Raw genomic sequence first — 23,383 nt, forward strand, 5'->3', positions numbered from 1 at the left:
GGGAGTAAATGAATTTCTTGCGATTACCTTTTATTTATTGGTTACTACTTAACCTAATTCCATTTATTGGTTTTGAACTTCACTCTGGTTCTCTCAAAATGGGCTTCTTTTTTTACCTCGGTTTACTCACCATTACGACTTCTGGGATCTGGCTTTTTTATTGCCTTTCATTTTTTATTAAACAAAAAACGTCTCCTAATCCCAATCACACACCTCGACAATTAGTCACAAGTGGTCCTTATAAAATAAGTCGCAATCCTATGTATCTCGGCTTTTTAGACATTAGTATTGGGTTGTTTTTTATTTTTGGTAATTGGGGATTTTTGGGTGCAGCAATTGCGTTTTACTTTATTACTGATCGCTATACGATAGTACGTGAAGAGAAAATCTTAAGTGAGTTATTTCCGCAAGCGTGGCAACAATATTGTCGCCACGTTCGTCGTTGGATGTAATACGATTAGGGTTGTTTACAGTTATTAGCTAAACGGTAACCAGCCTTAATTGCTTCACTCTCCGTTTTAAACAAAACCGCATTTTTATCTGACATTGTTTTATAACCGGAGCAATGTGCAAAATGGTAGATCTTGCTATTTATATTACCTTTAATACCTTCAGATTGTGATGCATTTACTTGTTTAGATGTTTCAATTTTAGTGGTCTGCGTACTATTTGTTGCAACTAATCCGATACCACTATTTTTATGCCCTAATTGCCATTTCATTTCACCTGTCACAAAGGGATTGTGATATCCAACAATACGAGCAATACGATTATCACGCTCTTTTTCCCATGCTGTTGGTGGATAAGCTTTATCCCAAGCCATTAATAACTGTTGTTGCTGACGTGACATAGAAAGGTTATAGCGATCATGTAAGTAGAAATAAACCCTTGCTACTTGGCCTTTAACTTCATTACGAGGTTCAAAGGTTCGTGAAGCAAAATCAACGCGACTACGGCATTGACCATAATGGTAAGGCGCTTGTACAGGTAATTGCCCAAAACTAAAATTGCTACGATCACCATTAACTTCACCTATAGATGGCGCCAAATTGTGTAAATCTGCTTCAATTCTGCCAAATATAGGATCGTTTTTCACACAATTAGTTCGGCCTCCATTTTGCCAACATTGACGTTGATGACCAAAAACCCATGCAGGTACAATGTGCTCCCACTCTATACGTTCCGCTCTTGTTTGCTGGGTTCTGACTTTATAGCCACAACTGGCTAAATCAACACGCCCTCCAGATTTACCTACCCATTTCCAATCACAACCACAATAAATAGTACCTTGTGACTTTTGATTTTGATCATAATAAATACGTTCTTTTGCTATCTCTTTCGCTTTTGTAAAATTTTCAGGTGCCTGTGCTTGAATATTTAGCGTAATAAAAAACAAACCCAACACAATCGCGGTATAGTGTAATATTTTTCTCAAAGTGGTATCTGCCTTACTCTTTGTTTTATTAAACCCAATAAGAATTATCTTTAATAACCAACTGATAATCTTATTTTTATTTCGCCTAATCTTACCTTTTTTTTATTTATTTTTGGCAATCTTTCTTGCTATTTTTTATATAAAAAATAAAACAATAAGCGTGAATGGTGATAGAAAAAGCCGTTATTCTCGACATTAACGTAAAGGGGATTTGCTATGGTTTAATCCATCAATGATTTGGAGAAACTTAAAAATGAATGAGAATATGCTGAATTTGATGGATGAATTAGTCGAAATAACAAAAAAGCATGCGAATAACGAAGATGTTAAAGCACATGCCAGTTTAGAATCTGAAAATAAATTACGAATTCAAATTATTATTTCCGATAAAAATGAATTGGATATTACATTAAACTCTCTGCAACACGCAATATAAGTCATTATACACTCGGACGCTTGCGATATAACCATAATCCCGGCAAAGATAGCCCGATAGAAAGCGCACCGACAATAAATGAAGCTTTAAGGAAATTAGTAACTAAAGCTTCAAAAATTTCTGCGCTATAACCAATTTGCGTTAACTTCACCACTGAGATCATCGCTATATATGCATTTATTCCGGGAAACATCGGAATAACAGCAGCAACAGTAAAGACTTTTGGATGTGCAAGCCACCAGCGTGACCACTGAATACCAATGCACCCCACTAAAATAGCAGCACAAAAACTTGCCCATTCAATATTCATACCACTCATTACTAATACAGTACGAGAGCCATGGCCTATTGCTCCTAATAGTGCACAATATTTTAATGCTCTTATAGGCACATTAAATACCATCGCAAAACCCACAGCAGGAATAGCAGCTAAAATCATATCTTCAATCAAGGTAAGGATTATCGTTATTATGCCCAATCTCTTAACCCCCATACTGCCATAGCTAAAATAACCCCTAAACAGGTTGCCAATGTTAACATTGTTGCCATTGCCCAACGCGCTAAGCCAGTATTAACGTGCCCTTTAAACATATCAGCAACAGCATTAATTAAAGGAAATCCGGGAACTAATAATAAGACGCTGGCAGCCATTGAAATAGTCGCCGTAGTTTGAAAATAAGAGAGTTTTAATAATAGACCTGAGACTGAAGTCGCTACAAATGCCGTAATACAGAAATTAATTAATGGATTCATTTGACGATGTGTTAATACTTGGCGGACAAACATACCAAGGCCACCGCCAATAGCAGAAACTAAAAAGCCATCCCAATTACCACCATTTAGTTTAGAGAAACAACCACACGATAAGGCAACCATAAAAATAATCGCCCAACGTGGATAACGTAATGGTTTTATATGCTCAAATCGTTTTCTTGCTTCATAAATATCTGCTAGGTGATGTTCGACCAAAATAACAATATGCTGAACTTCTGTCACAACATGCATATTAATGCCACGGTCGACTATCTTTCGTGTTGATGTTTGGCAATGCCCGTTAACAATAGTGGTTAATACAACCGCATTAGCAGAAATTGCACTTTCGACTTGATGTACACCTAAAGCTAAACCTAGACGAGTTGAAAGCTGTTCAACCAGCATACTTTCTGCACCATGTTGCAATAGCAACAGCGCAGTTTGAATACATAACTTAGTAATTTCACGCTGTTTATCTTGTGAAATGGCAGTGCACTCCGCCATTATCTCATTATCCATACTATGCCTTAGTTTTAATCAAAACGAGCTATTACTACTATAAACTTTATCGCATAGCCCGCTCCTCGCTCTATCATCTTTCACTACTATTATGAACAAATAAAATATTTTAGGCAGTAAGCAGATCAATTTTATAGATGGATGGTTATAAATATTGACATAAGAAGTACGGTGTAATGATAAAATACCTTCTCTTATTTTTAACTTACTCAGTCAAATAGCTATTATTGGTTTAATAAAAAACACTCATACAAAGTGCTTTATAAACTAATTTAAGCAATTACATTCACAAATCAATCTAAAATTAACCATGCTTGTATGCAAAAATAAAAACCCCTAAATAGGGATTTAGGGGTTGCGTACTAATTTCTAATTTTATAAAAATGTTAGCGAACGACTAACACGGATTGTTTAGCATAAGCGACAATACCTGATGCATTCGATCCCAATAGGTGTGTTGAAATACTTGGCCGACGAGAGCCTATTACAATCAAATCAGCATGAATTTTTTCAGCGAGTTCTAAAACCTTATCTCTTACAGAACCAAATACAGCTGAAAATTCAACTTGTTCATTTGGTAAATCAATACTATTAGCTAATTCTTGCAGTTGTTCTTGTACTCGCTCAAGTGCTTTATTTGCAAAAGAACTGAGCATGTCATAATGGTAACTATAACTAATAGAGAAACGTGAAATATCAGGAATAGCATGGAAAAGATGCAGTTTCGCACCTTCTAATTTGGCAATATAAACAGCATGTTGTAAGGCTTTAGTCGTTAACTCATCTTCTGAAATATCAACAGGTACTAGAATTGTCTTGTACATAGCAACTCCTCATTATCAGATTATTGTCTGTTTATTATTGTAGCGTTAACCCCTCAGCTTGCTTATTTAATCTTCTTCAAGATGCCATTTATGCAATTGTCGATGAATAAAAGGTGTCACTACAAGCCCAATTGATAAAATAAAAACACACTGAAGAAATAAACCATAGATTGCAATAAAAAAGCGTCCTGTTGGGGTTGCAGGTGCTGGCTCTACGGGTTGACCACTTAACATAGAGATTGCATTTAATGAAGATTCCATAAAGGTATGCCCTTCAATTAAATAAAATCCTAATACGCCTGGTAATAATCCTAAAAAAAAGAAAATAGAGCCTATTACATAATAGCGTAAGATGCGTAGAATAAAATGATCGAGCCTTAAAAGTTCTTCGGTAAATTTTTCCATTCTTATCCACTTTCTAGACTGTTTATTCAATAAACTGCTGATGAAATAAATAAGATAAGCTACGCAAAAAAACTAAAAAATATGCTATGAGGGATGCTCATAGCATATTAGTAATATATTAACGAACAACTAAAACTGAAATTTCAGCATAGCGAACAACTCCCGCAGCTGTAGAGCCTAATAAATGAGTGCTAATATTAGGTCTACGTGAGCCAATCACAATTAAGTCTGCTTGAATATCTTTTGCTGTGACTAAAATTTCATCACGAGGCGAGCCAAAAGTAACCGTATAAGCGACCTTTTCAGCAGGCAAATCCACCGAATCTACCAATATTTGCATATCATTTTCTGCTTTTACTGTTGCTTTATCTTTAATTTCTGGATAACCCAATGAATAAGCATTAATGATTGCTGAAGAGATAGGAAGAACATGAATTAAATGTAAGTTAGCTCCTGTTTCTTTTGCTAAATACACAGCATGTCGTACCGCTTTACTGGTTAACTCTTCTTCCACAATATCAATAGGCACTAAAATCGTTTTATACATAATAACTCCTCTCAACTCTCCATTTACCTTAATCCTATCGCAATAACCCAAAGATTACTGTGAGTGAATTAACTAAAAACAACCTAATCTTAATATAAACCTACTTTAATTATTAATATGTTAAGCTAAAAAATAAAAGTGATTATTCAAAATAATTTGCATTATGTTGCTGTGTTAACGTCCATATTTGATTGCGAATATTGCGGATCGAATCAATCAATTCTGATGCAGTTAATCCTATTGGACCAATACCTTTTTTAACTAAGATATCCGCCGACATTCCATGTATCCAAACTGCACTTCTTACCGCATCAGACATTGTCATCCCTTGTGCTAAAAAACTTCCCATTACGCCTGTTAGCACATCACCACTCCCTGCTGTTGATAATCCACTGTTACCTGTTCTATTAATTATTATCTCCCCTGTAGGAGAAGTAATAACTGTATTTTGACCTTTAATAATGGCCCAACAATGATAAGTTTTCGCAATTTCTTTTGCCGCTTCTTCTCTATTATTTTGAATATCATTGAGTGTGCAATTAAGCAAAATAGACGCTTCTTTAGGATGTGGCGTTAAAACACAGTGCTGATTAAGTGAGAGTGCTGATTTAAATTTAGCCATTAACACTAATGCATCCGCATCAAAAACATAAGGTCTATCTTCATTACGCTGTGCTAAAGCTATTGATAAGATCTTTTCAGAATTTGCAGATAATCCCAATCCACAGCCAATCGCCCAAGCAGAAATATCTTGCCGATTTATTAATTCTTGTGCTGTTTTAAGCATAAGTTCTGGTGCACTATCAATAAAAGGGAGAGGAAGTTGTGGCTGAGCAAAACCGAGAAATACTTTTCCACATCCTGCTTTTAATGCACTTTTACCTGCTAACACAATAGCACCGCTCATTCCTTCCGCACTACCTACAATGCCTAATGTGCCAAATGTCCCTTTATGTGTATTTCCTGATTTACGCTGATAAAGTGCGGGATAATGAGTGATCGCCTGTAATAGTTGTTCTTCATTCATATTATTCTCCCTGTTTTTCTGCATTTCTTCTGATTTCTTGCAATGATTGCTTTACCACATTCGGCTTGTATTAACGTTCAAAACATAACGTTCAAAGTATAGCGTGATTTCAACAAATAAATGGGGCCACTGGCTATTTTATCTCTTTATCATGCTAACCATTTCAATATGATAAAATGCTTTCATTATCACTATTCATACCTTGCTGAGACTTTGCTATTCTAATGATCTCGCTTAATATGATTTATAAATTGAAAACAAAGGAACGTAAATAATGAACGAGAAGTTTAAAACACAAGCAGATGTGGAAACATTAGCAGAAGAAGTGGCTTGCTTAAAAACACTAGTCACCTATATGTTAAAAGCATTAGGTCAAGCAGATGCTGGGCGTGTTATTTTAAATATTGAACGTGCTATTGCTGAAGTTGATGACGAAAAACAAGCAGAGACTTTCCGCAATACGATTAGCCAAATTAAAACAGCCTATCGTCAATAATACGTTTATTTTCAAATAGAGTACTTGCACATATTTTTATTCCTTTTTCTAAACTTTTTGTGCTGCACAAATAAACAAAAGTTGGTTTAAAACTTCCTATATACTCAATCTCGAAATAAACCATTCTTTATTCATTTAGCTACCCCTCTATCTTTGTAGAGGGGATTTTTTCTCTTTTATTCCTTCAATTTTTCTATTCAAATGATAATGAGTTTGTTTTCTTTTTGATGTTTTTTTATCTAATAGTCACCGTCATAGCTTCTTTTTTGTTTAATACTATTTAGATTAAAGAGTAGAATTAGAAACTTTTCTATTATTGCCAATGTGAGCATAAATTAACCTTTGAAATACAATACATTAAAGTTACCTTTATGATAGCTGATGTTCACTTAACTCTTTTTTATTCTGATTTTTGTATTTAAAGCGCAGATTTTTTATTTTTAACATAAATAAAAAATAGCTGTGTGAGATGTAAATAAAGATAAATCCTAATATTATTATATTTTGAGTTAATTTATTTATTGTAAATAATTAAATTTTATTAAGTAAAAATTGCTAGCTTATTGTCCCTAAACACAATTATAACCAAAATAGCTAAAATCAATAGGATTAAAAATATTAATTATTCATATTTTTACACTTATTCTGATTTATCGTCACTCCTATTTATATGTTACACTCAATGAGTACGTACCAAAAAATAAACATGAGGCTAAAATGAAACCACTTCTCTTATCTCTGCTATTATTGCCCGCAGTTGCTTTTGCTAACCCAACCAAAATGGCTGATGATTACTGCGATACCTTTAAAGATATCTCAATTAAAGCTTATGATACAAAAGAACCAGCAGAGAAAATTGCCAAAGATGCAGTAGCCTCTTTAAATGCAAAGAAATTTGATTTCGCAAAATTAGAAGCAACTGAAGCTCAATTTACTGAAGGCACTATCGAAGTTGTTAACTCTTTACGTGACGCAAAAGCTGAAATTGGCTCTCGAGCAGAATTCCAAGAAGGCCTAACTCAAATTGTTGCCGCTTGTAAAATTCAAATGATCTCTGCATTAGAAGAGCAAAAAAAATAATCTTCTCAATAAAGAATCGGTAGAAATCAATTTAAAGAGTAGAAATTATCCTGCTCTTTTTTATTTCGCCTTCTCCATCACTTATTTTTCTTCCCTTTTATTTTTCCTTTCTCTTTTTTCTCTATAACTAACTTTCCATATTCTAGATAATTCAAGGTATAGCTAGGCGGCAAGTGAATAAGAATAATCATAACACTACAACTTGAAGTATAACGATTATCAATTATGCAGTATCTATCTATCAATATTAAGGTTTATAATACCTCGGTAAATACTTGTTAGTACTGGCCATAAAAAGGAGATATTGTGAGCAACGAACAATCCATCCAGCGTTTAAGAAGACTACGCCAGTCAGAAAACCTGCGCGCTCTCTTTCAAGAAACAACCTTAACTAAAAATGATCTCGCTTTGCCTATTTTTGTTGAAGAAGGGCTTGATGATTATCAGCCTATTAAAAGTATGCCGGGAGTGGTTCGTATTCCTGAAAAGCGTCTTGCTTATGAAATTGAACGCATTGCCAAAGCTGGCATTAAAACTGTCATGACTTTTGGGGTATCCCATCATCTTGATGAAACTGGGAGTGATGCTTGGAAAAGTGATGGCTTAGTTTCTCGCATGTCTCGTATTTGTAAAGATGCAGTACCAGAAATGATTGTCATGTCTGATACCTGTTTTTGTGAATACACTTCACATGGTCACTGTGGCGTTTTACATGGTGAACATGTTGATAATGATGAAACTATCTATAATTTAGGTCTTCAAGCTGTTGCAGCAGCACAAGCTGGTGCCGATTTTATCGCGCCATCTGCGGCAATGGATGGCCAAGTCGCAGCCATTCGCGCAGCGCTTGATAAAGCAGGATTTAGCGACACAGGCATTGTCTCTTATTCGACCAAATTTGCCTCCGCATTATATGGCCCTTTCCGTGATGCAGCAGGCTCCCGCTTAATAGGTGATCGTAAAACTTACCAAATGAATCCAATGAACCGCCGTGAAGCGATCCGTGAATCATTAATTGATGAGCAAGAAGGCGCTGATATGCTGATGGTAAAACCAGCGGGTGCTTATTTAGATATTATTCGCGATGTGCGTGAACGTACTTTGTTACCTTTAGCCGCTTATCAAATCAGCGGTGAATATGCGCAAATTAAATTTGCGGCATTAGCGGGTGCAATCGATGAAGATCGTGTGGTAATGGAAACTTTAGGTTCAATTAAACGTGCAGGAGCAGATTTAATTCTGTCTTACTTTGCACTTGATTTAGCTGAAAGAAACCTACTGTAATTCGCCAAGTATGACAAACCCTTAGTAAGTTAAATGACTCGCTAAGGGTTTTCCTTTGTAATATCCTCTTTCTTTTGCCTATTGCCTTTATTCTTATCATTTTGATTTTCTTGTCATTATTTAGTTTGATTTTGAAATAAATTACACATAGGGCTATCTTTTCAACATTAATTTTGCTGAGATATCAGCTCATTTTTGGCTATGAGGTTACTATGGATAATTGTATTTTCTGTCAAATCGTTGCTGGAAAGGCACCTTGCCATAAAATTTGGGAAGACGAACACCACCTTGCATTTCTGTCTATATTTCCAAACACCAAAGGCTTTACTGTTGTTATTCCTAAAAAACACTATCCAAGTTACGCTTTTGATCTTAGTGATGAAGCCTTAGCTTTATTAGTGATTGCCACAAAAAAAGTGGCAAAAATCTTAGATAAAACATTCCCTGATGTTTCCCGTACAGGCATGTTTTTTGAAGGATTTGGTGTTGATCATGTTCACAGTAAACTTAGTCCAATGCATGGCACTGGTGATATGACTAAATGGGCACCCATTGAAAATAAGCAGAAGATTTTCTTTGATAAATATCCAGGTTATCTTTCATCTCACGATTTTGAACGAGCGAGTGATGAAGAACTTGCACAATTAGCCGCCTTGATCAGAAAAAATAATCAATAAATACAACAAATAAAATTTAACTTATTTTTTATACCCAAGGCTTTCAAATATAAAAAAACGCTCAGTCTTATATTTTGAACTGAGCGTTTTTGATCAAGATAAATAAATTATTTAGTTGAAAGCTTTGCTTCCATCGATAAATAAGGCTGAACTTTCTGTTCAAGGCGTTCAATTAATGCCGGATCATTAAAGCGATAATTATCAGGTATTCCCAATGCATGGGCTTTTTTATAGCGCATGGTTGCAGGAAAATGTGCAGATAAGCGATTTAAATGTTTAGATTCCATAGTAAGGACTAAATCAGCCCATTTTAGCAATTCGTTATCAACAACACATTGCGCATCTTTGCGCGTACCCGCTGAAAGTGTATTAATCCCTTCTCTATCTGCAAACAATAGTTCAGCAGTCGGGCTTCGCCATTGGTTTTTACTGCAAATAAATAAGATATTCATTATTACTCACTATCAGATAACGCATTTAATCGACGCTGACTACGAGAAATTCTTGGGTATTCAATTCCTAGTTGTGCAGCTCTGGTCATTTTAAGTGATCGAGTATATAAATTAGACCATTTTTTTTCTGGTTTAAACATCACTCGTGAACAACCCATTTCTTGATGTTTATTTTTTCGGTTAACACATTGGCGCCAACCACGATCTCTTTGTGTAGACATAAAAACCTCTCAGATTAAAGGGATAGCAGCCGCAGTAATACGGAGAGGATCTAACAGCGTCTTATTTTAATTGAATTAGGTAAATCTGCAATGATTCATTTTCATTCAATAAATATTGAAATAAGAAAACAAAGAGTATTATAGATTTATTGTTCTAACTGAAAAACTCATTATTTCTTAATCAAAACTGATCTCATTCGCTAATTTAGCAGAAGATTGTGTTCTTAAAAATGCGACTTGAATTACGGCAGGAATTGTTACGCGATAAGCAGCACTACCAATATCAATTGCTGTCCATATTCCTGTAATAGCCCAACCAACAGGCCCCGCTAAGATTGACATTGTTCTCATTAATGTGCCATTCGCAGCAAAACTTAATCCTCTACCAATTAAAGCTTTCATTATTTGGTTTACAATGATCGCCGTTAATTGATACGACTTAAATCCACCAGCTCTAAATATTGCCTGAAAACCAGCTGTTAGTGTTTGTGCTGTTAGGCCAGATGTATTTTTTACACCTAATTCTCCACCTAATTGCTTAATTTGTTCTGGTGTCATCGAGCTAAGTGCATCTGTTACTATTTTCATCAAAAGATTATTTTCAATAATCTCAATAGTAGAGTTTTTATTATAGTTAACTTTTAATTTATTACAGACATCAGTTAATACTTCTCGATATAAAACACCTTTTCCCCCTCTAAACATGGTAGCAAAAGTATTACCGCCAAAACATTGTATTTCAGCAGCGATTTCTTCCCAATATAAACTATGATTAGGATAAAATGCTTTATAATTAGAATTATTTGTTAACTCTTCTGTCCAACGCTTTTCGCCATCTTTATCATGTGTTAATAAATAAACAAGATCATTCAATTCTTCATTTGAACATTCTGAGAGAAAAACCAGATCTTCATCATAACGATATGCCATAAACATCTATCTCCTTTTATTATGTTTTATCAATAAGATTATTTAAATAGATTTTATAGCAAACTAAATAGATTAAATATCTTCTTGTTTTATATACAACACCAAACATGAGATAATAATAATTTAAATATATTTATTTGCGTTTAGGAATTGCATTTCACAACCATAAGGTAAATATTGATTTTTAAGTTAAATAATACAAATAAAAAAAACATAAAATAATTAAGCATTACATGTCTATTTATTATTCAATTTATTAATTTACTTATATAAAAAAGTCATCCTAAATAAAGATGACTTTTACTACAATTATTGGGTTATTATTTATAATTAACTAGTGTCGGCTTATCTAACATAATTTCTGTTTTTGCTGGCTCTGTTTGTGCGATCACTTTACCTTGACGAACGGAATAACGCACTGGTACTTGGCGACGTAAAGCATCAAATCCATTATCAGCGGGTAGAATGATAAAGTTTGCACTATTTCCTACTTCAACACCATAATCTGTTAAAGCGAGTGTTTTTGCACTGTTGTGGCTAATTAACTGTAATCCGTTATCAATTTGACCATAACCCATTAATTGGCAAACATGCAGCCCCATATGTAAAACTTGAAGCATATTTGCTGTACCTAATGGATACCACGGATCAAAAACATCATCATGACCAAAGCAGACGTTAATATTACTTTCTAGCATCTCTTTTACGCGAGTAATACCACGACGTTTTGGATATGTATCAAAACGCCCCTGCAAGTGAATATTCACTAAAGGATTCGCCACAAAGTTAATGCCTGACATTCTTAATAAACGGAATAAGCGCGAAGTATAGGCCCCATTATAAGAGTGCATTGCGGTTGTATGACTTGCAGTAACTCTTGAGCCCATATTTTCTTTATGTGCTAAAGCGGCAACGGTTTCAACGAAGCGAGATTGCTCATCATCAATTTCATCACAATGAACATCAATTAAACGATCATATTTTTGTGCTAATGCGAAGGTTTTATGCAATGATTCAACACCATATTCACGCGTAAATTCAAAGTGTGGAATAGCACCTACAACATCAGCACCTAATTTTAATGCTTCTTCTAATAAAGCTTCACCATTAGGGTAAGACAAAATACCTTCTTGTGGAAAAGCAACGATTTGTAAATCAACCCAAGGTTTAATTTCTTCTTTCACTTCCAGCATTGCTTTTAATGCGGTGAGCGATGCATCCGAAACATCCACATGAGTTCTAACATGTTGAATACCATTAGCAATTTGCCATTGAAGCGTTTGCCATGCACGTTGTTTAACATCATCATGAGTTAACAATGCTTTTCGCTCTGCCCAGCGCTCGATACCTTCAAATAACGTACCTGATTGATTCCAATTCGGCTGCCCCGCAGTTTGTGTAGTATCTAAATGAATATGAGGTTCAACAAAAGGAGCGTGAACTAAACCACCTTGCGCATCTAATGACTCAAGATGAAAATTATTTTCAGGCTGAGGCTCTATCGCTTCAATTTTGTTATTTTTTAGCGTAATGCGCCACAAACCTTCTTTTCCAACTAGACGAGCATGGTTAATTTGTTCGATATTTTTACCCAGCATGATTTATCTCCGCTTGTCGAGCTGTACGACGATTTAATATAGGGTTTAACACAGCATAACTTATTGCTCCCCCCAACACGGCATTAACAGGCACAATACCCGGTAACCAGTGCCCTGCGATAATACCAATTGCAACAGCGAGTAACGCAACCCAGTTAACCGATTGCATTGTAGCAACATTAAAGCTGTTATAGCGTGCTTTATTCATCAGATAATCTGCAATAATAACACCTCCTACTGGTGGAATTGCTGCAGATAAAAAGGTAAGCCAACCAACAAAGTTATTATAAAGCCATAATGCACACAGCGTACCAATGATACCGTTTATTACAGAAAGCTTTTTACTTGATAAACCAGTGATATTGGCAAAGCCTAATCCTGATGCATATAACGCATTATCATTGGTTGTCCAGATATTTAAACCTAGCACCACGATAGCCGGCAGCAATAATCCTTGCGCAATCATCACATCAGAAATATCTGCCATTCCCAGTGAAGCGGCGCCTGCTGCGCCAAAGACAAACATCAATGTATTGCCTAAGAAGAAGGCGACAATTGCAACAACCACTGCGACTTTAGGGTTTCGTCCAAAGCGGACAAAATCAGCCGTCAGTGTACCCGCACTAATAAACGATCCGACAACCATCGCCAGCGCTAAATTAAAATCTAATGGCTGAGTAGGTTTAACAGCCATTAACGTAGAAAGCCCGCCCATATCATGTATAGCAAGATAAACAGAGTAACTTCCAAGGATAGCAATAGCGGGAACAGCAATGATAGAGAGAACGGTGAGAGCGGAAATGCCGAAAAATACAGTGATGGTCATTAAAATGCCGGAAACGGCGATGAGGAGATTGATATCAATACCAGTGGCTTTTCCTACCGGGATGGCAAACATTGCCACACCCACACCGAACCAACCAACTTGAGTACCACCGAGTAAAAATGAGGGAAGCCAAGAACCTTTAATACCGAAAGAGTAACGCGCGAGAAGATGAGTAGTAAGACCTGTTTTTGAACCAATAAAACCAAGAAATGCGGTGTAGATACCAAGAAGAAGATTACCAATTAGAACTGCGAGGAAGAAATCATTAAAGGAAAGACCAGTACCAAGAGCGCCGCCAGTCCACATACTGGCTGAAAAAAACGTTAATCCCAACATCACAAAGGTTAACGCTAATCCACCCTTTCTTGCGGATATGGGCACTGGGCCCTGACTATAATTGTTGTCCTGAGACACTTTAACCCCCTATTAATTTCACCAGGCCAAAAAAATCTGACGAATTCTATCTACATAAAAATATTATGCAAACGTTTTCGTCGTCTGTTTATTATAATTAATGGAATGCTTCACTTATGGAGAGTTGATATTCGTCACAGAAATGGCAGAACAATCGTTGTTTTACTTGAATTTATCTCGTTATTTCGAATACGACTTATCAAGTAATTTTATTTAGGAATATTTATGATAAAGATTAATCACATTCCCTCTCTCGAAAACCTCAAATTACATAAATATTTCTTATTTAAATTGAAAACAATAAAAAGGAATTATTGATAAACGCACAAAAGAGGAACTTTTATCCCCCTTTTGCATATTGTAAATAACTTGCTTAATTTCGTCTTCTCACCGGAGTATTATCTGCAACATAGTATTTTGCCTGACTTTTAGGTAAAGGTTTAATCCCTCTCACCTTATCAGCTAACTTTTCTGCAATCATAATTGTAGTCGCATTCAAATTCCCAGTGATTATTAGTGGCATGATAGATGCATCAATAACTCTTAAGTTTTCCATGCCGTGTACTCGACCTTCACCATCAACAACAGCCATTTCATCTGTTCCCATTTTACACGTGCCACAAGGATGAAATGCTGTTTCAGCACGTTCTCTAACAAAAGCATCAAGCTCTTCATCACTTTGGATATGTTTGCCTGGACTAATTTCTTCACCACGATAAGCATCTAATGCCGGTTGTGCCATTATTTCTCGCGTGATACGGATAGCTGAACGAAACTCTTCCCAATCTTGTTCTGTGGACATGTAATTAAATAAAATATTGGGATGTTGATGAGGATCTATAGATGCTAATTTTACTCGCCCTCGACTGGGTGAACGCATAGAGCCCACATGCGCTTGGAAACCATGTACTTCTACCGCATTGGTGCCATTATAATTAATGGCAACAGGTAAAAAATGGAATTGAATATTAGGCCAGGCAAACTTTTCGCTAGAGCGAATAAACCCTCCCGCTTCAAATTGATTGCTTGCCCCAATCCCTGTTCCTTGAAATAGCCATTGCGCACCAATCTTAGGCTGGTTATACCATTTTAAAGCAGGATAAAGTGAAACAGGCCTTTTACATTCATACTGCAAATACATTTCTAAGTGATCTTGCAGATTTTCCCCAACTCCAGGTAATACATGTACTGGTTGAATATTAAATTCATTTAGTACTTTTTCAGGCCCAACACCAGAACGTTGCAAAATTTGGGGCGAAGCAATTGCACCAGCGCAAAGCAATACTTCTCGGCGAACTTTTACATGGTGAGGAGTGGTATTTCTCCCTAAAAAATAGCGAACGCCTACGGCTTTTTTGCCTTCAAACTCAATAATATCGGTCGTTGCATGTGTCTCGATCGTTAAGTTTTTGCGTGCTTTCGCTTGATCAAGATAGCCTCTTGCTGTGCTTGCTCGACGGCCTTTAGGTGTGACGGTTCTATCCATCGGGCCAAAACCCTCTTGCTGATAGCCGTTAAGATCAATCGTTCTTGGGTATCCTGCTTGTACACCCGCCTCAATCATTGCTTGAAATAAGATATTATTGCCTTTTTTCGGCGTAGTCACACTTACAGGGCCTTTATCACCATGATAATCATTGGCACCAATATCGCGACTTTCTGCCTTACGAAAATAAGGTAAACAACTTAAGTAATCCCACTCTTCAAGGCCGGGGAGTTTTGCCCAACCATCAAAGTCCATCGCATTACCACGGATATAACACATACCATTAATTAATGATGATCCACCAAGCCCTTTCCCACGACCACATTCCATGCGTCGGTTATTCATATAAGGTTCAGGCTCTGTTTCATAAGCCCAATTATATCGCCTACCTTGTAACGGATAAGCTAATGCCGCTGGCATTTGTGTACGAAAATCGAACCTGTAGTCCGGACCTCCAGCTTCAAGGAGCAGCACAGTAACTTCAGGATCTTCTGTCAAGCGGGTAGCAAGAACGTTACCGGCTGAACCAGCACCGATAATAATGTAGTCATAGACCATTGTTATCTCCTCTGTTTCAGTCATTAAAAAAAGAATGGATTAAAAAACGGATGAAAACTCCCCAAGTTCAACTTGAATAGATTTTATTTGCGTGTAATTTTGTAATGTAACTAGGCCATTTTCGCGCCCCACCCCAGAATGTTTATAGCCACCAACTGGCATTTCTGCTGGAGACTCGCCCCATGTATTAATCCAACAAATTCCAGCTTCCAATTGGTGAATAACACGATGAGCTGTTGTGAAATCTTTAGTGACAAGACCTGCGGCTAAACCATAAACGCTATTATTTGCGCGTGAAATCACTTCATCTTCAGTTTGATAACTCAAAATACTCATCACTGGGCCAAATATTTCGTCTTGCGTAATTTTCATATCATCAGTGCAATCAGTGAAAACCGTCGGTGCAACATAAGCACCTTGCGCAAAATTGCTTTCTAACAAACGGTGACCACCACAAAGTAATCTTGCCCCTTGAGCTTTGCCTAACTCAATATAATTCAAGACTTTTTCAAGATGAGGAAAACTGACCAGTGGACCAAAATTGGTGTCCATCTCAAGAGGAGAGCCGATCCTAATACGTGATACGCGCTCTATAATTTTCGCTTCAAATGCAGCCTTTAATCTTTCGGGAACAAAAACACGAGTGCCATTGGTACACACCTGCCCCGAACTATAAAAATTCGCCATCATCGCAATATCAGCGGCGGTATCTAAATCTGCATCATCAAAAATAATTAAAGGCGATTTTCCACCAAGCTCCATGGTTACTTCTTTTAAACTTGAAGCAGAAGCATTTGCCATTACCTTTTTACCCGTTTCAATTCCACCAGTGAAAGAAACTTTCGCGATATCAGGATGCTGTGTTAACCACTGTCCCACATTAGCTTTTCCTGTAACAACATTAAAAACGCCCTTTGGCAATCCTGCCTCAGTGTATATTTCGGCAAGTTTTAATGCTGTTAATGAAGTCATCTCACTTGGTTTAAAGATCATGGCATTACCTGCGGCAAGTGCAGGTGCAGACTTCCACAACGCTATTTGAATCGGATAATTCCAAGCACCGATACCAGCAACAATTCCCAATGGTTCACGGCGAGTATAAGCAAAAGCCGTTTCTCTTAGTGGAATTTGCTCTCCTTCAAGTGCAGGAATAAGACCTGCGTAATACTCTAAAACATCAGCGCCCGTCACAATATCGACATAACGTGTTTCAGATAGGGGTTTGCCTGTATCTAGGGTTTCTAAATAAGCCAATTCATCATTACGTTCACGTAAAATATCAACAGCCCGTCGTAAAATTCGAGAGCGTTCCATCGCGGTCATTGCACGCCAAATTTTTTGCCCTTGCTTCGCACTCTCGACGGCCCAATTGATATCTTCTTCACTTGCAGATTGTAAATGTGCAATCACTTCGCCATTAGCAGGATTAATCGCATCAAATTGTTCACACTCTGGCTCTGCACAATCGACATATCCACCATGAATATAAAGTTTATGTAACGGTGGGTTTGGCATAGTTTCTCCTTTATTATTAGTTTTTTAAGTCTTTATTTGACTCCGATTTGTAAGTTGCATATCGATATATTCATTAGTAATGGTTTTGGCCTCTTCAAGAGAAAATGGTGCATTACTTAATGCACTTCGTAGCCATAAACCATCTATTAATGCGGCTAAACCTTTCGCAGCCAAACGTGCTTGATCTTTAGTAAGAACACGCCCAAACTCGTAACTTAAATTGGAATAAAGTCTTCTATCATTGACCTTTTGTAGACGATTCAAATTAGGCTGATGCATACTACTCGCCCAAAACGCTAGCCATGTTTTCATGGCAGCTTCACTGGTTTGCGTAGTATCAAAGTTACCTTCAACAATGGCTTGGATACGTCGCTTAGGTGTTGCATCGCTTAACATTCTTAAACGTATCGCCACCGCAAAACCCAATTGATACTGGATATGGCGCATAGCAGCTTCCAACAATCCATTTTTATCACGAAAGTAGTGGCTAATAATGCCGTTAGAAACACCGGCTTTTCGAGCTATCAATGCGATGCTCGCCTCTTGCATTCCAACCTCATTAATAACTGCTAACGTCGCTTGGATTAATTGCTGTTTACGTATCGACTGCATTCCTATCTTCGGCATGTTTTAAAGACCTAAAAAATACATTGAACATAGTCATTAAACGTTTTTTTAATTGAACATTCAATCAATATTAACTATTGTTTATCACAATTAATTTACATTTCTATATGGGAGGATATTGTGAAAATTTGAATCTTTGCAACTAATTCAATTAGTTAACAAAGAATGCAACTTTTAACTTTTAGATAAATAAATTTTTTGGAATTTCTGATGACAACTCTTAACAGCACAAAAAAACCACAGAAAGACAAGCTAAATTCTGTCGTTTTTTTCGCTTCAGCAACGCTGATTTTAGCGTTTTCTTTCTTCACTATTTTGATGACAGAAACAGCAAATACATGGATTGTGGCAACACTGGGATGGGTATCAAAAACCTTTGGTTGGTACTATCTATTGGCAGCCACGTTATACATTGTTTTTGTTATTTTTGTTGCCACATCTCGTTTTGGAAATATCAAATTAGGACCTGAACAATCGAAACCTGAATTTAGTGTTTTAAGTTGGTCTGCGATGTTATTTGCAGCCGGTATTGGGATTGATTTGATGTTTTTCTCTGTAGCAGAGCCGATTACACAATATATGTTACCGCCAACCGGCGAAGGTGAAACAATAGAAGCAGCCCGTCAGTCGATGGTGTGGACTTTATTCCACTATGGCCTGACGGGCTGGTCTATGTATGCACTTATTGGTATCGCACTAGGTTATTTTAGCTATCGTTACAATTTGCCATTAACCATACGCTCTGCACTTTATCCTATCTTTGGAAATCGTATTTATGGCCCAATTGGTCATACAGTTGATATTGCTGCGGTGTTAGGCACCATTTTTGGTATCGCAACAACGTTAGGTATTGGTGTTGTACAACTTAATTATGGCTTAAAAGTTCTTTTTGATTTGCCCCAAGGATTAGGCGTCCAAGGCGGATTAATTCTATTGTCCGTTATTATGGCCGTTATTTCGGCAACATCGGGCGTTAATAAAGGGATCAGGATTTTATCTGAACTGAACGTATTACTCGCATTGGGGCTTATTTTATTTATCTTATTTGCGGGGGATACTGAGTTTTTATTAAATGCACTGGTATTAAATGTCGGTGATTACACTAATCGTTTTTTAAGCATGACATTAAATAGTTTTGCATTTGATAGACCAACAGATTGGATGAATAGCTGGACACTGTTTTTCTGGGCTTGGTGGGTTGCATGGTCACCTTTTGTTGGACTCTTTTTAGCACGTATTTCAAGAGGACGAACAATTCGACAATTCGTCATAGGTACTTTAATTATTCCCTTTGTTTTTACACTGTTATGGTTATCCATTTTTGGTAATAGCGCTTTATATGAAGTGATCCATGGCAATAAAGCACTCGCACAAACCGTATTAGAAGCCCCCGAAAAAGGATTCTATTCTTTATTAGAACTCTATCCCGGTTTTGGTTTAACGGCTTCTGTCGCCACAATGACGGGATTATTATTTTATGTCACTTCTGCCGACTCTGGTTCATTAGTATTAGGCAATTTCACCTCTCAATTAAGCCATGTTAATAACGATGCACCCAATTGGCTTCGCATTTTCTGGTCTATTGCTATTGGTTTATTAACGTTAGGTATGTTAATGGCAGATGGTATTTCTGCCTTACAAAACACGACAATAATAATGGGATTGCCCTTTAGCTTTGTTATTTTCTTTATTATGGCCGGACTTTATAAGTCATTAAAAGTTGAAGATTTCAGACGAGTTAGTTCGCTAAATACCAATGCGCCGGCACCACTTTATGGTAATACGACGATGAATTGGAAACAGCGTTTAGGGCGGGTTATGAATTTCCCAGGAACCACCTATACACAACGCATGTTAGATTTAACCTGTATGCCAGCAATGCAAGATGTGGCTAAAGAACTTTTATTACGTGGAGCGAAAGTTGAATTCAATTATTACCCAATCGAAGATAATGAACGCTTACATCATTTAGAACTTGTGGTCGATCTTGGCCAAGAGCAAAATTTTATTTATCAAATTTGGCCACAGAAATACTCAGTACCTGCATTTACTTATCGTGCTCGTCGAGGTAAATCAGACTATTACCGTTTAGAGACCTATTTATGGGAAGGTACACAAGGTAATGACTTAATGGATTACACCAAAGAGCAAATTATTACAGATATTTTAGACCAATATGAAAAACACCTGAACTTTATTCATCTTAGTCGTGAAGCACCCGGATCGACACTAACTTTTCCTGAATAAAAGCTATAAATAGCCATTAATATCTAAGGGAAATCTGATAAACGATTTCCCTTTTTTATTATATTGATATTGAACCGTGTTAGACAATGTTTTCCAAAGAACCACGCAAGAAAAAAGTGAATATTTAATTATTTTTATTACATAACTATTTACTTTGGTTTTCTTTTTAGTAATCTATGTGAACTAATAAAACATAGAATAATTTACTTGGGAAAACATCACATGAATCGTCGTTCATTCTTAACATCATCCAGCCTAGTGATTGGGGGGCTTTCGTTAAGTTCCTTTGTTAGCTCTGCTTATGCCAATGAACCATTGAAAAATAAATTGGTATTTAATGCAGAAAATCCGTTACTACTCAATTTTAATGAAAATTCACTTGGCATGTCGCAAAAAGCGAAACAGGCTATTATCGATGCTTTACCCAATGCTTTCAGATATCCAGATGATGCACGTAGCGCATTAATTAGCGAATTAGGGAAAGAATTTAAACTTTCAGATAAACATATTACCTTAGGAAATGGCTCATCTGAGACAATTCAAGCAGCCGTACAATTTGTGGCAAACAAAGCACAAAAAGAAGGTAAAGCAGTTCAACTTATTGTTCCTGACCCGACATTTAACTATGCCGAGCTTTATGCTGAACCTTTAGGTGTAAAAATCGTTAAAGTACCCGTTGATAATACTCTAGCTTTCGATTTAACAACCATGCAGAAAAAAGCGCAAGAATTTGACGGTATCAGTATGGTCTATTTATGCAATCCGAATAATCCAACAGCAATGTTAACCCCTAGTGCAGAATTATCGAACTGGGTAAAATCAGCAAAAGAGAATGTCTTTTTTATTATTGATGAAGCTTACGCTGAGTTTGTTTCAACACCTGAATTTATCAGTGCAATTTCGTTAGTTGCTGCAGGATATAAAAATCTGATTGTCGCCCGTACTTTCTCAAAAATTTATGCCTTAGCTGGGTTACGTGTAGGTTATGGCGTTGCTGTCCCAGAAGTAATCTCACAAATTGATTCCTTTGTTTCTATTGATAATACTAATACTGCAGGTGCAGTTGCCGCATTAGCCTCACTAAAAGATAAAGCTTATGTGGAATATAGTCGTAAATCGATTGATGTTTCACGTCAGATAGTCGTTGATGCCTTAAAAGAGCTGAATATTGAATACGCACCTTCTCATGCAAACTTTATATTTCATAAAGTTAAAGGCGATGTAAAAACCTATCAAAATAGAATGAAAGACGCGAATATTATGGTGGGTCGTGAATTTCCACCTGCTTTGGGTTGGAGCCGTTTAACTTTAGGCACACCCGAAGAGATGAGCTATTTCGTCGCAACCTTAAAAGAGTTTCGAACTAAAGGCTGGATTTGATTTTATTTTATTCAAATTCACTCATAATAGTTTATATATAAAGGGAACTAAAACGTTCCCTTTATAATTTAAAGATATTCTAAAGAAAACAAAACTTCGCCATTTGCACTACCACTGACAACAGACGACCCTGTTGATACATATTGCGCATAAAAATCAAGAGCAATATTATTGATTGTTCCTACTGGATAAATAACACTACTTTCACCTGGTAATACCTTATCTTTATTTTTATCTAAAATTGCGATCCCAACATTTTTTGCAGAGTCATTTTCTGACAATTTAAATAGTGTATTATCTTGATTATCAGTATCCCCTTTAAAGGTCACTTTCACTCCCGTCGTAAATACACTACAATCCGTTAAGTTAAGCGTAAACTTTATCGGTTCTGTTGTTTTGTTTTGCTGAAAGTCTTTCGTTCCCCACACACCTAAATCTACGAATTTATTCATTGATTCAGGACTTACTCTACATGTATTTGCAACAATATTTGCTTTTATAACAATATTGGTATTTGCCAATTCAGCTTTTGCGTCTTGAACTAGAAATATTGAACACCCTATCAATAAAAATAGTATCCATAATAAAGAGCGCATTATTTTGTTACTATAAAATAACTCATTCATGATGTGAGCCTATATAAATTTAAGGGAAATCGACTCTTAAGAAACCACTAGATGTCACGGAACCTTCTGCTGGTGTTTTTCCATCAATACTGACAGGATACACATTAATAGTAACATTAGAGTCAGAATTTCCATTTAGTTTAAAAGGAATAAAACTGGATAAATCGTTAGGGGTTAACTCCGTACCGTTAGCGTTCGCAATAATAAATCCAACACTTTTATTATTAGAAACAATTGCATTACCGTATACAGAATCGGCTTGTAAACGCATTGTCAAATCTGCACTGGCCTCTATATTGTCACATTGAATATTTAAATTACGCGAAATTGTATTTACTCCTTCCGCTTTTTTCCCCGCTTCTTTAAAACTTGATGCAGGAATATTATCAAAATCAATATTTAACACTTGACCCGAATTAATCACACAAGATTGTGGTACAGATATCGAAAGATTTAAAAATAACTTAGTGATCACCGCTTGTTTTGTTGCGCAATTTTGTGGTTGGCAGAATCCAAATTCACCGACAAAAATATTATTTACATAAGTACCTGAAATAATCGCTTTATCTATTTTTATTCGTGTCTGATATTTTCGTGTAGAAACAACCCCTTCTTCACCTTCTGTATAAGAACGAGGACCACAAGTAGAACTTAAAGTTGGTACATTATAAGGAACATAAATTGTTCTACAATTATTTGTCATCCTTAAAGCCACAGATATATAGTCATCTATTCTTGAGTATACCCAATCATTATTACTGGTGTTAGCTGTAGGAATATTACCATTAGAATATGTTGCCCAAGTTTGTCCTTGACCGGCATTCCACCTTAATGTTGTTCGATTTGTTAAATTAATATCAGAAGCATCTTTAGTGACCCCTACTTTATTTTCATTCTTTGTTAACTGTCCGCTGAGTGTTGAAATTTCATTAGCATTACAACCACTGATGCAGTTAACAGCAATAGCACTATTTGAAGCAATGGCTATTATCGTAAATAATAATATTCTCATCATAAAAA

General features: G+C 36.4%; 25 protein-coding genes. 8 read left to right on the forward strand and 17 right to left on the reverse strand.

From position 1 onward, the window contains the following. Window positions 1-8: 8 nt before the first annotated feature. Window positions 9-452, forward strand: coding sequence for a methyltransferase family protein (locus tag GWI59_RS14380; protein WP_088495402.1), 444 nt, complete (start codon window positions 9-11; stop codon window positions 450-452). Window positions 453-457: 5 nt separating this feature from the next. Here GWI59_RS14380 and GWI59_RS14385 read toward each other — a convergent pair whose 3' ends face one another. Beyond that, on the reverse strand, window positions 458-1,435 hold the full coding sequence (locus tag GWI59_RS14385) for an endonuclease (protein WP_161724983.1): 978 nt from the start codon (window positions 1,433-1,435) through the stop codon (window positions 458-460). A gap of 253 nt (window positions 1,436-1,688) precedes the next feature. Between GWI59_RS14385 and GWI59_RS14390 the strand changes: the two genes are divergently transcribed. Continuing rightward, entirely contained in the window at window positions 1,689-1,871 is a 183-nt protein-coding gene (locus tag GWI59_RS14390; RefSeq protein WP_069369016.1) for a hypothetical protein, read from the forward strand. Window positions 1,872-1,875: 4 nt separating this feature from the next. Here GWI59_RS14390 and GWI59_RS14395 read toward each other — a convergent pair whose 3' ends face one another. The 6 genes from GWI59_RS14395 to GWI59_RS14420 all read right to left on the reverse strand — a co-directional run bounded on the left by GWI59_RS14395 (window position 1,876) and on the right by GWI59_RS14420 (window position 5,946). Then, on the reverse strand, window positions 1,876-2,349 hold the full coding sequence (locus tag GWI59_RS14395) for a threonine/serine exporter (RefSeq protein ID WP_161669346.1): 474 nt from the start codon (window positions 2,347-2,349) through the stop codon (window positions 1,876-1,878). Continuing rightward, window positions 2,340-3,143 carry a threonine/serine ThrE exporter family protein gene (locus GWI59_RS14400; RefSeq protein WP_006536489.1) on the reverse strand — a complete coding sequence of 268 codons (804 nt, stop codon included), beginning with the start codon at window positions 3,141-3,143 and terminating at the stop codon, window positions 2,340-2,342. Before GWI59_RS14400 ends, GWI59_RS14395 begins: the two co-directional genes overlap by 10 nt. 386 nt (window positions 3,144-3,529) lie before the next feature. Then, on the reverse strand, window positions 3,530-3,967 hold the full coding sequence (locus tag GWI59_RS14405) for a universal stress protein (RefSeq protein ID WP_006536488.1): 438 nt from the start codon (window positions 3,965-3,967) through the stop codon (window positions 3,530-3,532). A 66-nt stretch (window positions 3,968-4,033) separates the two neighbouring features. After that, entirely contained in the window at window positions 4,034-4,372 is a 339-nt protein-coding gene (locus GWI59_RS14410) for a hypothetical protein (RefSeq protein WP_072064066.1), read from the reverse strand. A gap of 118 nt (window positions 4,373-4,490) precedes the next feature. After that, window positions 4,491-4,919: a universal stress protein gene (locus GWI59_RS14415; RefSeq protein ID WP_006536486.1), complete on the reverse strand. Its 429-nt coding sequence runs from the start codon at window positions 4,917-4,919 to the stop codon at window positions 4,491-4,493. 142 nt (window positions 4,920-5,061) lie between these two features. Continuing rightward, complete coding sequence (locus tag GWI59_RS14420) at window positions 5,062-5,946, reverse strand: NAD(P)H-hydrate dehydratase (RefSeq protein WP_161724985.1); 885 nt, start codon at window positions 5,944-5,946, stop codon at window positions 5,062-5,064. A 274-nt stretch (window positions 5,947-6,220) separates the two neighbouring features. Here GWI59_RS14420 and GWI59_RS14425 point away from each other — a divergent pair, with 274 nt between their 5' ends. From GWI59_RS14425 to GWI59_RS14440, 4 genes are all read left to right on the forward strand, one after another. Continuing rightward, window positions 6,221-6,442, forward strand: a complete 222-nt coding sequence (locus GWI59_RS14425; protein ID WP_006536484.1) for a DUF2594 family protein — start codon at window positions 6,221-6,223, stop codon at window positions 6,440-6,442. A gap of 717 nt (window positions 6,443-7,159) precedes the next feature. Further along, window positions 7,160-7,522 (forward strand): hypothetical protein, encoded by a 363-nt coding sequence (locus GWI59_RS14430; RefSeq protein WP_006536483.1) that lies wholly within the window; start codon window positions 7,160-7,162, stop codon window positions 7,520-7,522. 306 nt (window positions 7,523-7,828) lie between these two features. Then, window positions 7,829-8,806, forward strand: coding sequence for a porphobilinogen synthase (gene hemB / locus GWI59_RS14435; RefSeq protein ID WP_072064069.1), 978 nt, complete (start codon window positions 7,829-7,831; stop codon window positions 8,804-8,806). A 212-nt stretch (window positions 8,807-9,018) separates the two neighbouring features. Further along, the gene (locus tag GWI59_RS14440) at window positions 9,019-9,483 is read left to right on the forward strand and encodes an HIT family protein (RefSeq protein ID WP_115065391.1); all 465 of its coding nucleotides are present in this window, start codon (window positions 9,019-9,021) and stop codon (window positions 9,481-9,483) included. 107 nt (window positions 9,484-9,590) lie between these two features. Here the strand turns inward: GWI59_RS14440 and GWI59_RS14445 are convergent, their stop codons facing one another. From GWI59_RS14445 to betI, 8 genes are all read right to left on the reverse strand, one after another. Beyond that, the gene (locus tag GWI59_RS14445; protein WP_006536478.1) at window positions 9,591-9,935 is read right to left on the reverse strand and encodes a low molecular weight protein tyrosine phosphatase family protein; all 345 of its coding nucleotides are present in this window, start codon (window positions 9,933-9,935) and stop codon (window positions 9,591-9,593) included. A gap of 2 nt (window positions 9,936-9,937) precedes the next feature. Beyond that, entirely contained in the window at window positions 9,938-10,156 is a 219-nt protein-coding gene (locus GWI59_RS14450; protein ID WP_036912865.1) for a hypothetical protein, read from the reverse strand. Between the two features lie 177 nt (window positions 10,157-10,333). Beyond that, window positions 10,334-11,086, reverse strand: coding sequence for a DUF3944 domain-containing protein (locus GWI59_RS14455; RefSeq protein WP_161671610.1), 753 nt, complete (start codon window positions 11,084-11,086; stop codon window positions 10,334-10,336). 320 nt (window positions 11,087-11,406) lie between these two features. Next, the gene (locus tag GWI59_RS14460; protein ID WP_006536476.1) at window positions 11,407-12,684 is read right to left on the reverse strand and encodes a cytosine deaminase; all 1,278 of its coding nucleotides are present in this window, start codon (window positions 12,682-12,684) and stop codon (window positions 11,407-11,409) included. Beyond that, window positions 12,674-13,924 carry a cytosine permease gene (gene codB / locus GWI59_RS14465; protein WP_072064072.1) on the reverse strand — a complete coding sequence of 417 codons (1,251 nt, stop codon included), beginning with the start codon at window positions 13,922-13,924 and terminating at the stop codon, window positions 12,674-12,676. Before codB ends, GWI59_RS14460 begins: the two co-directional genes overlap by 11 nt. A gap of 373 nt (window positions 13,925-14,297) precedes the next feature. Beyond that, window positions 14,298-15,968: a choline dehydrogenase gene (betA, locus tag GWI59_RS14470; protein ID WP_109847361.1), complete on the reverse strand. Its 1,671-nt coding sequence runs from the start codon at window positions 15,966-15,968 to the stop codon at window positions 14,298-14,300. 39 nt (window positions 15,969-16,007) lie between these two features. Continuing rightward, the gene (gene betB / locus GWI59_RS14475) at window positions 16,008-17,483 is read right to left on the reverse strand and encodes a betaine-aldehyde dehydrogenase (protein ID WP_109847360.1); all 1,476 of its coding nucleotides are present in this window, start codon (window positions 17,481-17,483) and stop codon (window positions 16,008-16,010) included. A gap of 24 nt (window positions 17,484-17,507) precedes the next feature. After that, a complete protein-coding gene (gene betI / locus GWI59_RS14480) occupies window positions 17,508-18,110 on the reverse strand; it encodes a transcriptional regulator BetI (RefSeq protein WP_006536469.1) in 603 nt (200 codons plus the stop codon). 210 nt (window positions 18,111-18,320) lie between these two features. On the opposite strand from betI, the gene GWI59_RS14485 reads away from it, so the two are divergent. Together GWI59_RS14485 and GWI59_RS14490 are read left to right on the forward strand one after the other, a co-directional pair. Beyond that, window positions 18,321-20,357, forward strand: a complete 2,037-nt coding sequence (locus GWI59_RS14485; RefSeq protein WP_109847359.1) for a choline transporter — start codon at window positions 18,321-18,323, stop codon at window positions 20,355-20,357. A 222-nt stretch (window positions 20,358-20,579) separates the two neighbouring features. After that, the gene (locus GWI59_RS14490; RefSeq protein WP_109847358.1) at window positions 20,580-21,737 is read left to right on the forward strand and encodes a pyridoxal phosphate-dependent aminotransferase; all 1,158 of its coding nucleotides are present in this window, start codon (window positions 20,580-20,582) and stop codon (window positions 21,735-21,737) included. A 68-nt stretch (window positions 21,738-21,805) separates the two neighbouring features. Here the strand turns inward: GWI59_RS14490 and GWI59_RS14495 are convergent, their stop codons facing one another. Together GWI59_RS14495 and GWI59_RS14500 are read right to left on the reverse strand one after the other, a co-directional pair. Beyond that, a complete protein-coding gene (locus GWI59_RS14495) occupies window positions 21,806-22,363 on the reverse strand; it encodes a fimbrial protein (protein ID WP_006536465.1) in 558 nt (185 codons plus the stop codon). Window positions 22,364-22,382: 19 nt separating this feature from the next. Beyond that, window positions 22,383-23,378 carry a fimbrial protein gene (locus GWI59_RS14500; protein ID WP_109847357.1) on the reverse strand — a complete coding sequence of 332 codons (996 nt, stop codon included), beginning with the start codon at window positions 23,376-23,378 and terminating at the stop codon, window positions 22,383-22,385. Window positions 23,379-23,383: the final 5 nt, after the last annotated feature.

It is taken from the genome of Proteus sp. G2673 (assembly GCF_009915125.1).
GTDB classification, from domain to species: Bacteria; Pseudomonadota; Gammaproteobacteria; order Enterobacterales; family Enterobacteriaceae; genus Proteus; species Proteus penneri.

Coding starts and splice junctions, on each gene's coding strand:
- GWI59_RS14390 (WP_069369016.1), top strand. CDS start 1,689: ATGAATGAGAATATGCTGAATTTGATGGATGAATTAGTCGAAATAACA.
- GWI59_RS14405 (WP_006536488.1), bottom strand. CDS start 3,967: ATGTACAAGACAATTCTAGTACCTGTTGATATTTCAGAAGATGAGTTA.
- GWI59_RS14490 (WP_109847358.1), top strand. CDS start 20,580: ATGAATCGTCGTTCATTCTTAACATCATCCAGCCTAGTGATTGGGGGG.
- GWI59_RS14400 (WP_006536489.1), bottom strand. CDS start 3,143: ATGGATAATGAGATAATGGCGGAGTGCACTGCCATTTCACAAGATAAA.
- GWI59_RS14485 (WP_109847359.1), top strand. CDS start 18,321: ATGACAACTCTTAACAGCACAAAAAAACCACAGAAAGACAAGCTAAAT.
- GWI59_RS14455 (WP_161671610.1), bottom strand. CDS start 11,086: ATGGCATATCGTTATGATGAAGATCTGGTTTTTCTCTCAGAATGTTCA.
- GWI59_RS14415 (WP_006536486.1), bottom strand. CDS start 4,919: ATGTATAAAACGATTTTAGTGCCTATTGATATTGTGGAAGAAGAGTTA.
- GWI59_RS14430 (WP_006536483.1), top strand. CDS start 7,160: ATGAAACCACTTCTCTTATCTCTGCTATTATTGCCCGCAGTTGCTTTT.
- GWI59_RS14410 (WP_072064066.1), bottom strand. CDS start 4,372: ATGGAAAAATTTACCGAAGAACTTTTAAGGCTCGATCATTTTATTCTA.
- GWI59_RS14495 (WP_006536465.1), bottom strand. CDS start 22,363: ATGAATGAGTTATTTTATAGTAACAAAATAATGCGCTCTTTATTATGG.
- GWI59_RS14420 (WP_161724985.1), bottom strand. CDS start 5,946: ATGAATGAAGAACAACTATTACAGGCGATCACTCATTATCCCGCACTT.
- GWI59_RS14380 (WP_088495402.1), top strand. CDS start 9: ATGAATTTCTTGCGATTACCTTTTATTTATTGGTTACTACTTAACCTA.
- GWI59_RS14440 (WP_115065391.1), top strand. CDS start 9,019: ATGGATAATTGTATTTTCTGTCAAATCGTTGCTGGAAAGGCACCTTGC.
- GWI59_RS14425 (WP_006536484.1), top strand. CDS start 6,221: ATGAACGAGAAGTTTAAAACACAAGCAGATGTGGAAACATTAGCAGAA.
- GWI59_RS14460 (WP_006536476.1), bottom strand. CDS start 12,684: ATGCTGGGTAAAAATATCGAACAAATTAACCATGCTCGTCTAGTTGGA.
- betB (WP_109847360.1), bottom strand. CDS start 17,483: ATGCCAAACCCACCGTTACATAAACTTTATATTCATGGTGGATATGTC.
- betA (WP_109847361.1), bottom strand. CDS start 15,968: ATGGTCTATGACTACATTATTATCGGTGCTGGTTCAGCCGGTAACGTT.
- betI (WP_006536469.1), bottom strand. CDS start 18,110: ATGCCGAAGATAGGAATGCAGTCGATACGTAAACAGCAATTAATCCAA.
- GWI59_RS14500 (WP_109847357.1), bottom strand. CDS start 23,378: ATGATGAGAATATTATTATTTACGATAATAGCCATTGCTTCAAATAGT.
- GWI59_RS14450 (WP_036912865.1), bottom strand. CDS start 10,156: ATGTCTACACAAAGAGATCGTGGTTGGCGCCAATGTGTTAACCGAAAA.
- GWI59_RS14445 (WP_006536478.1), bottom strand. CDS start 9,935: ATGAATATCTTATTTATTTGCAGTAAAAACCAATGGCGAAGCCCGACT.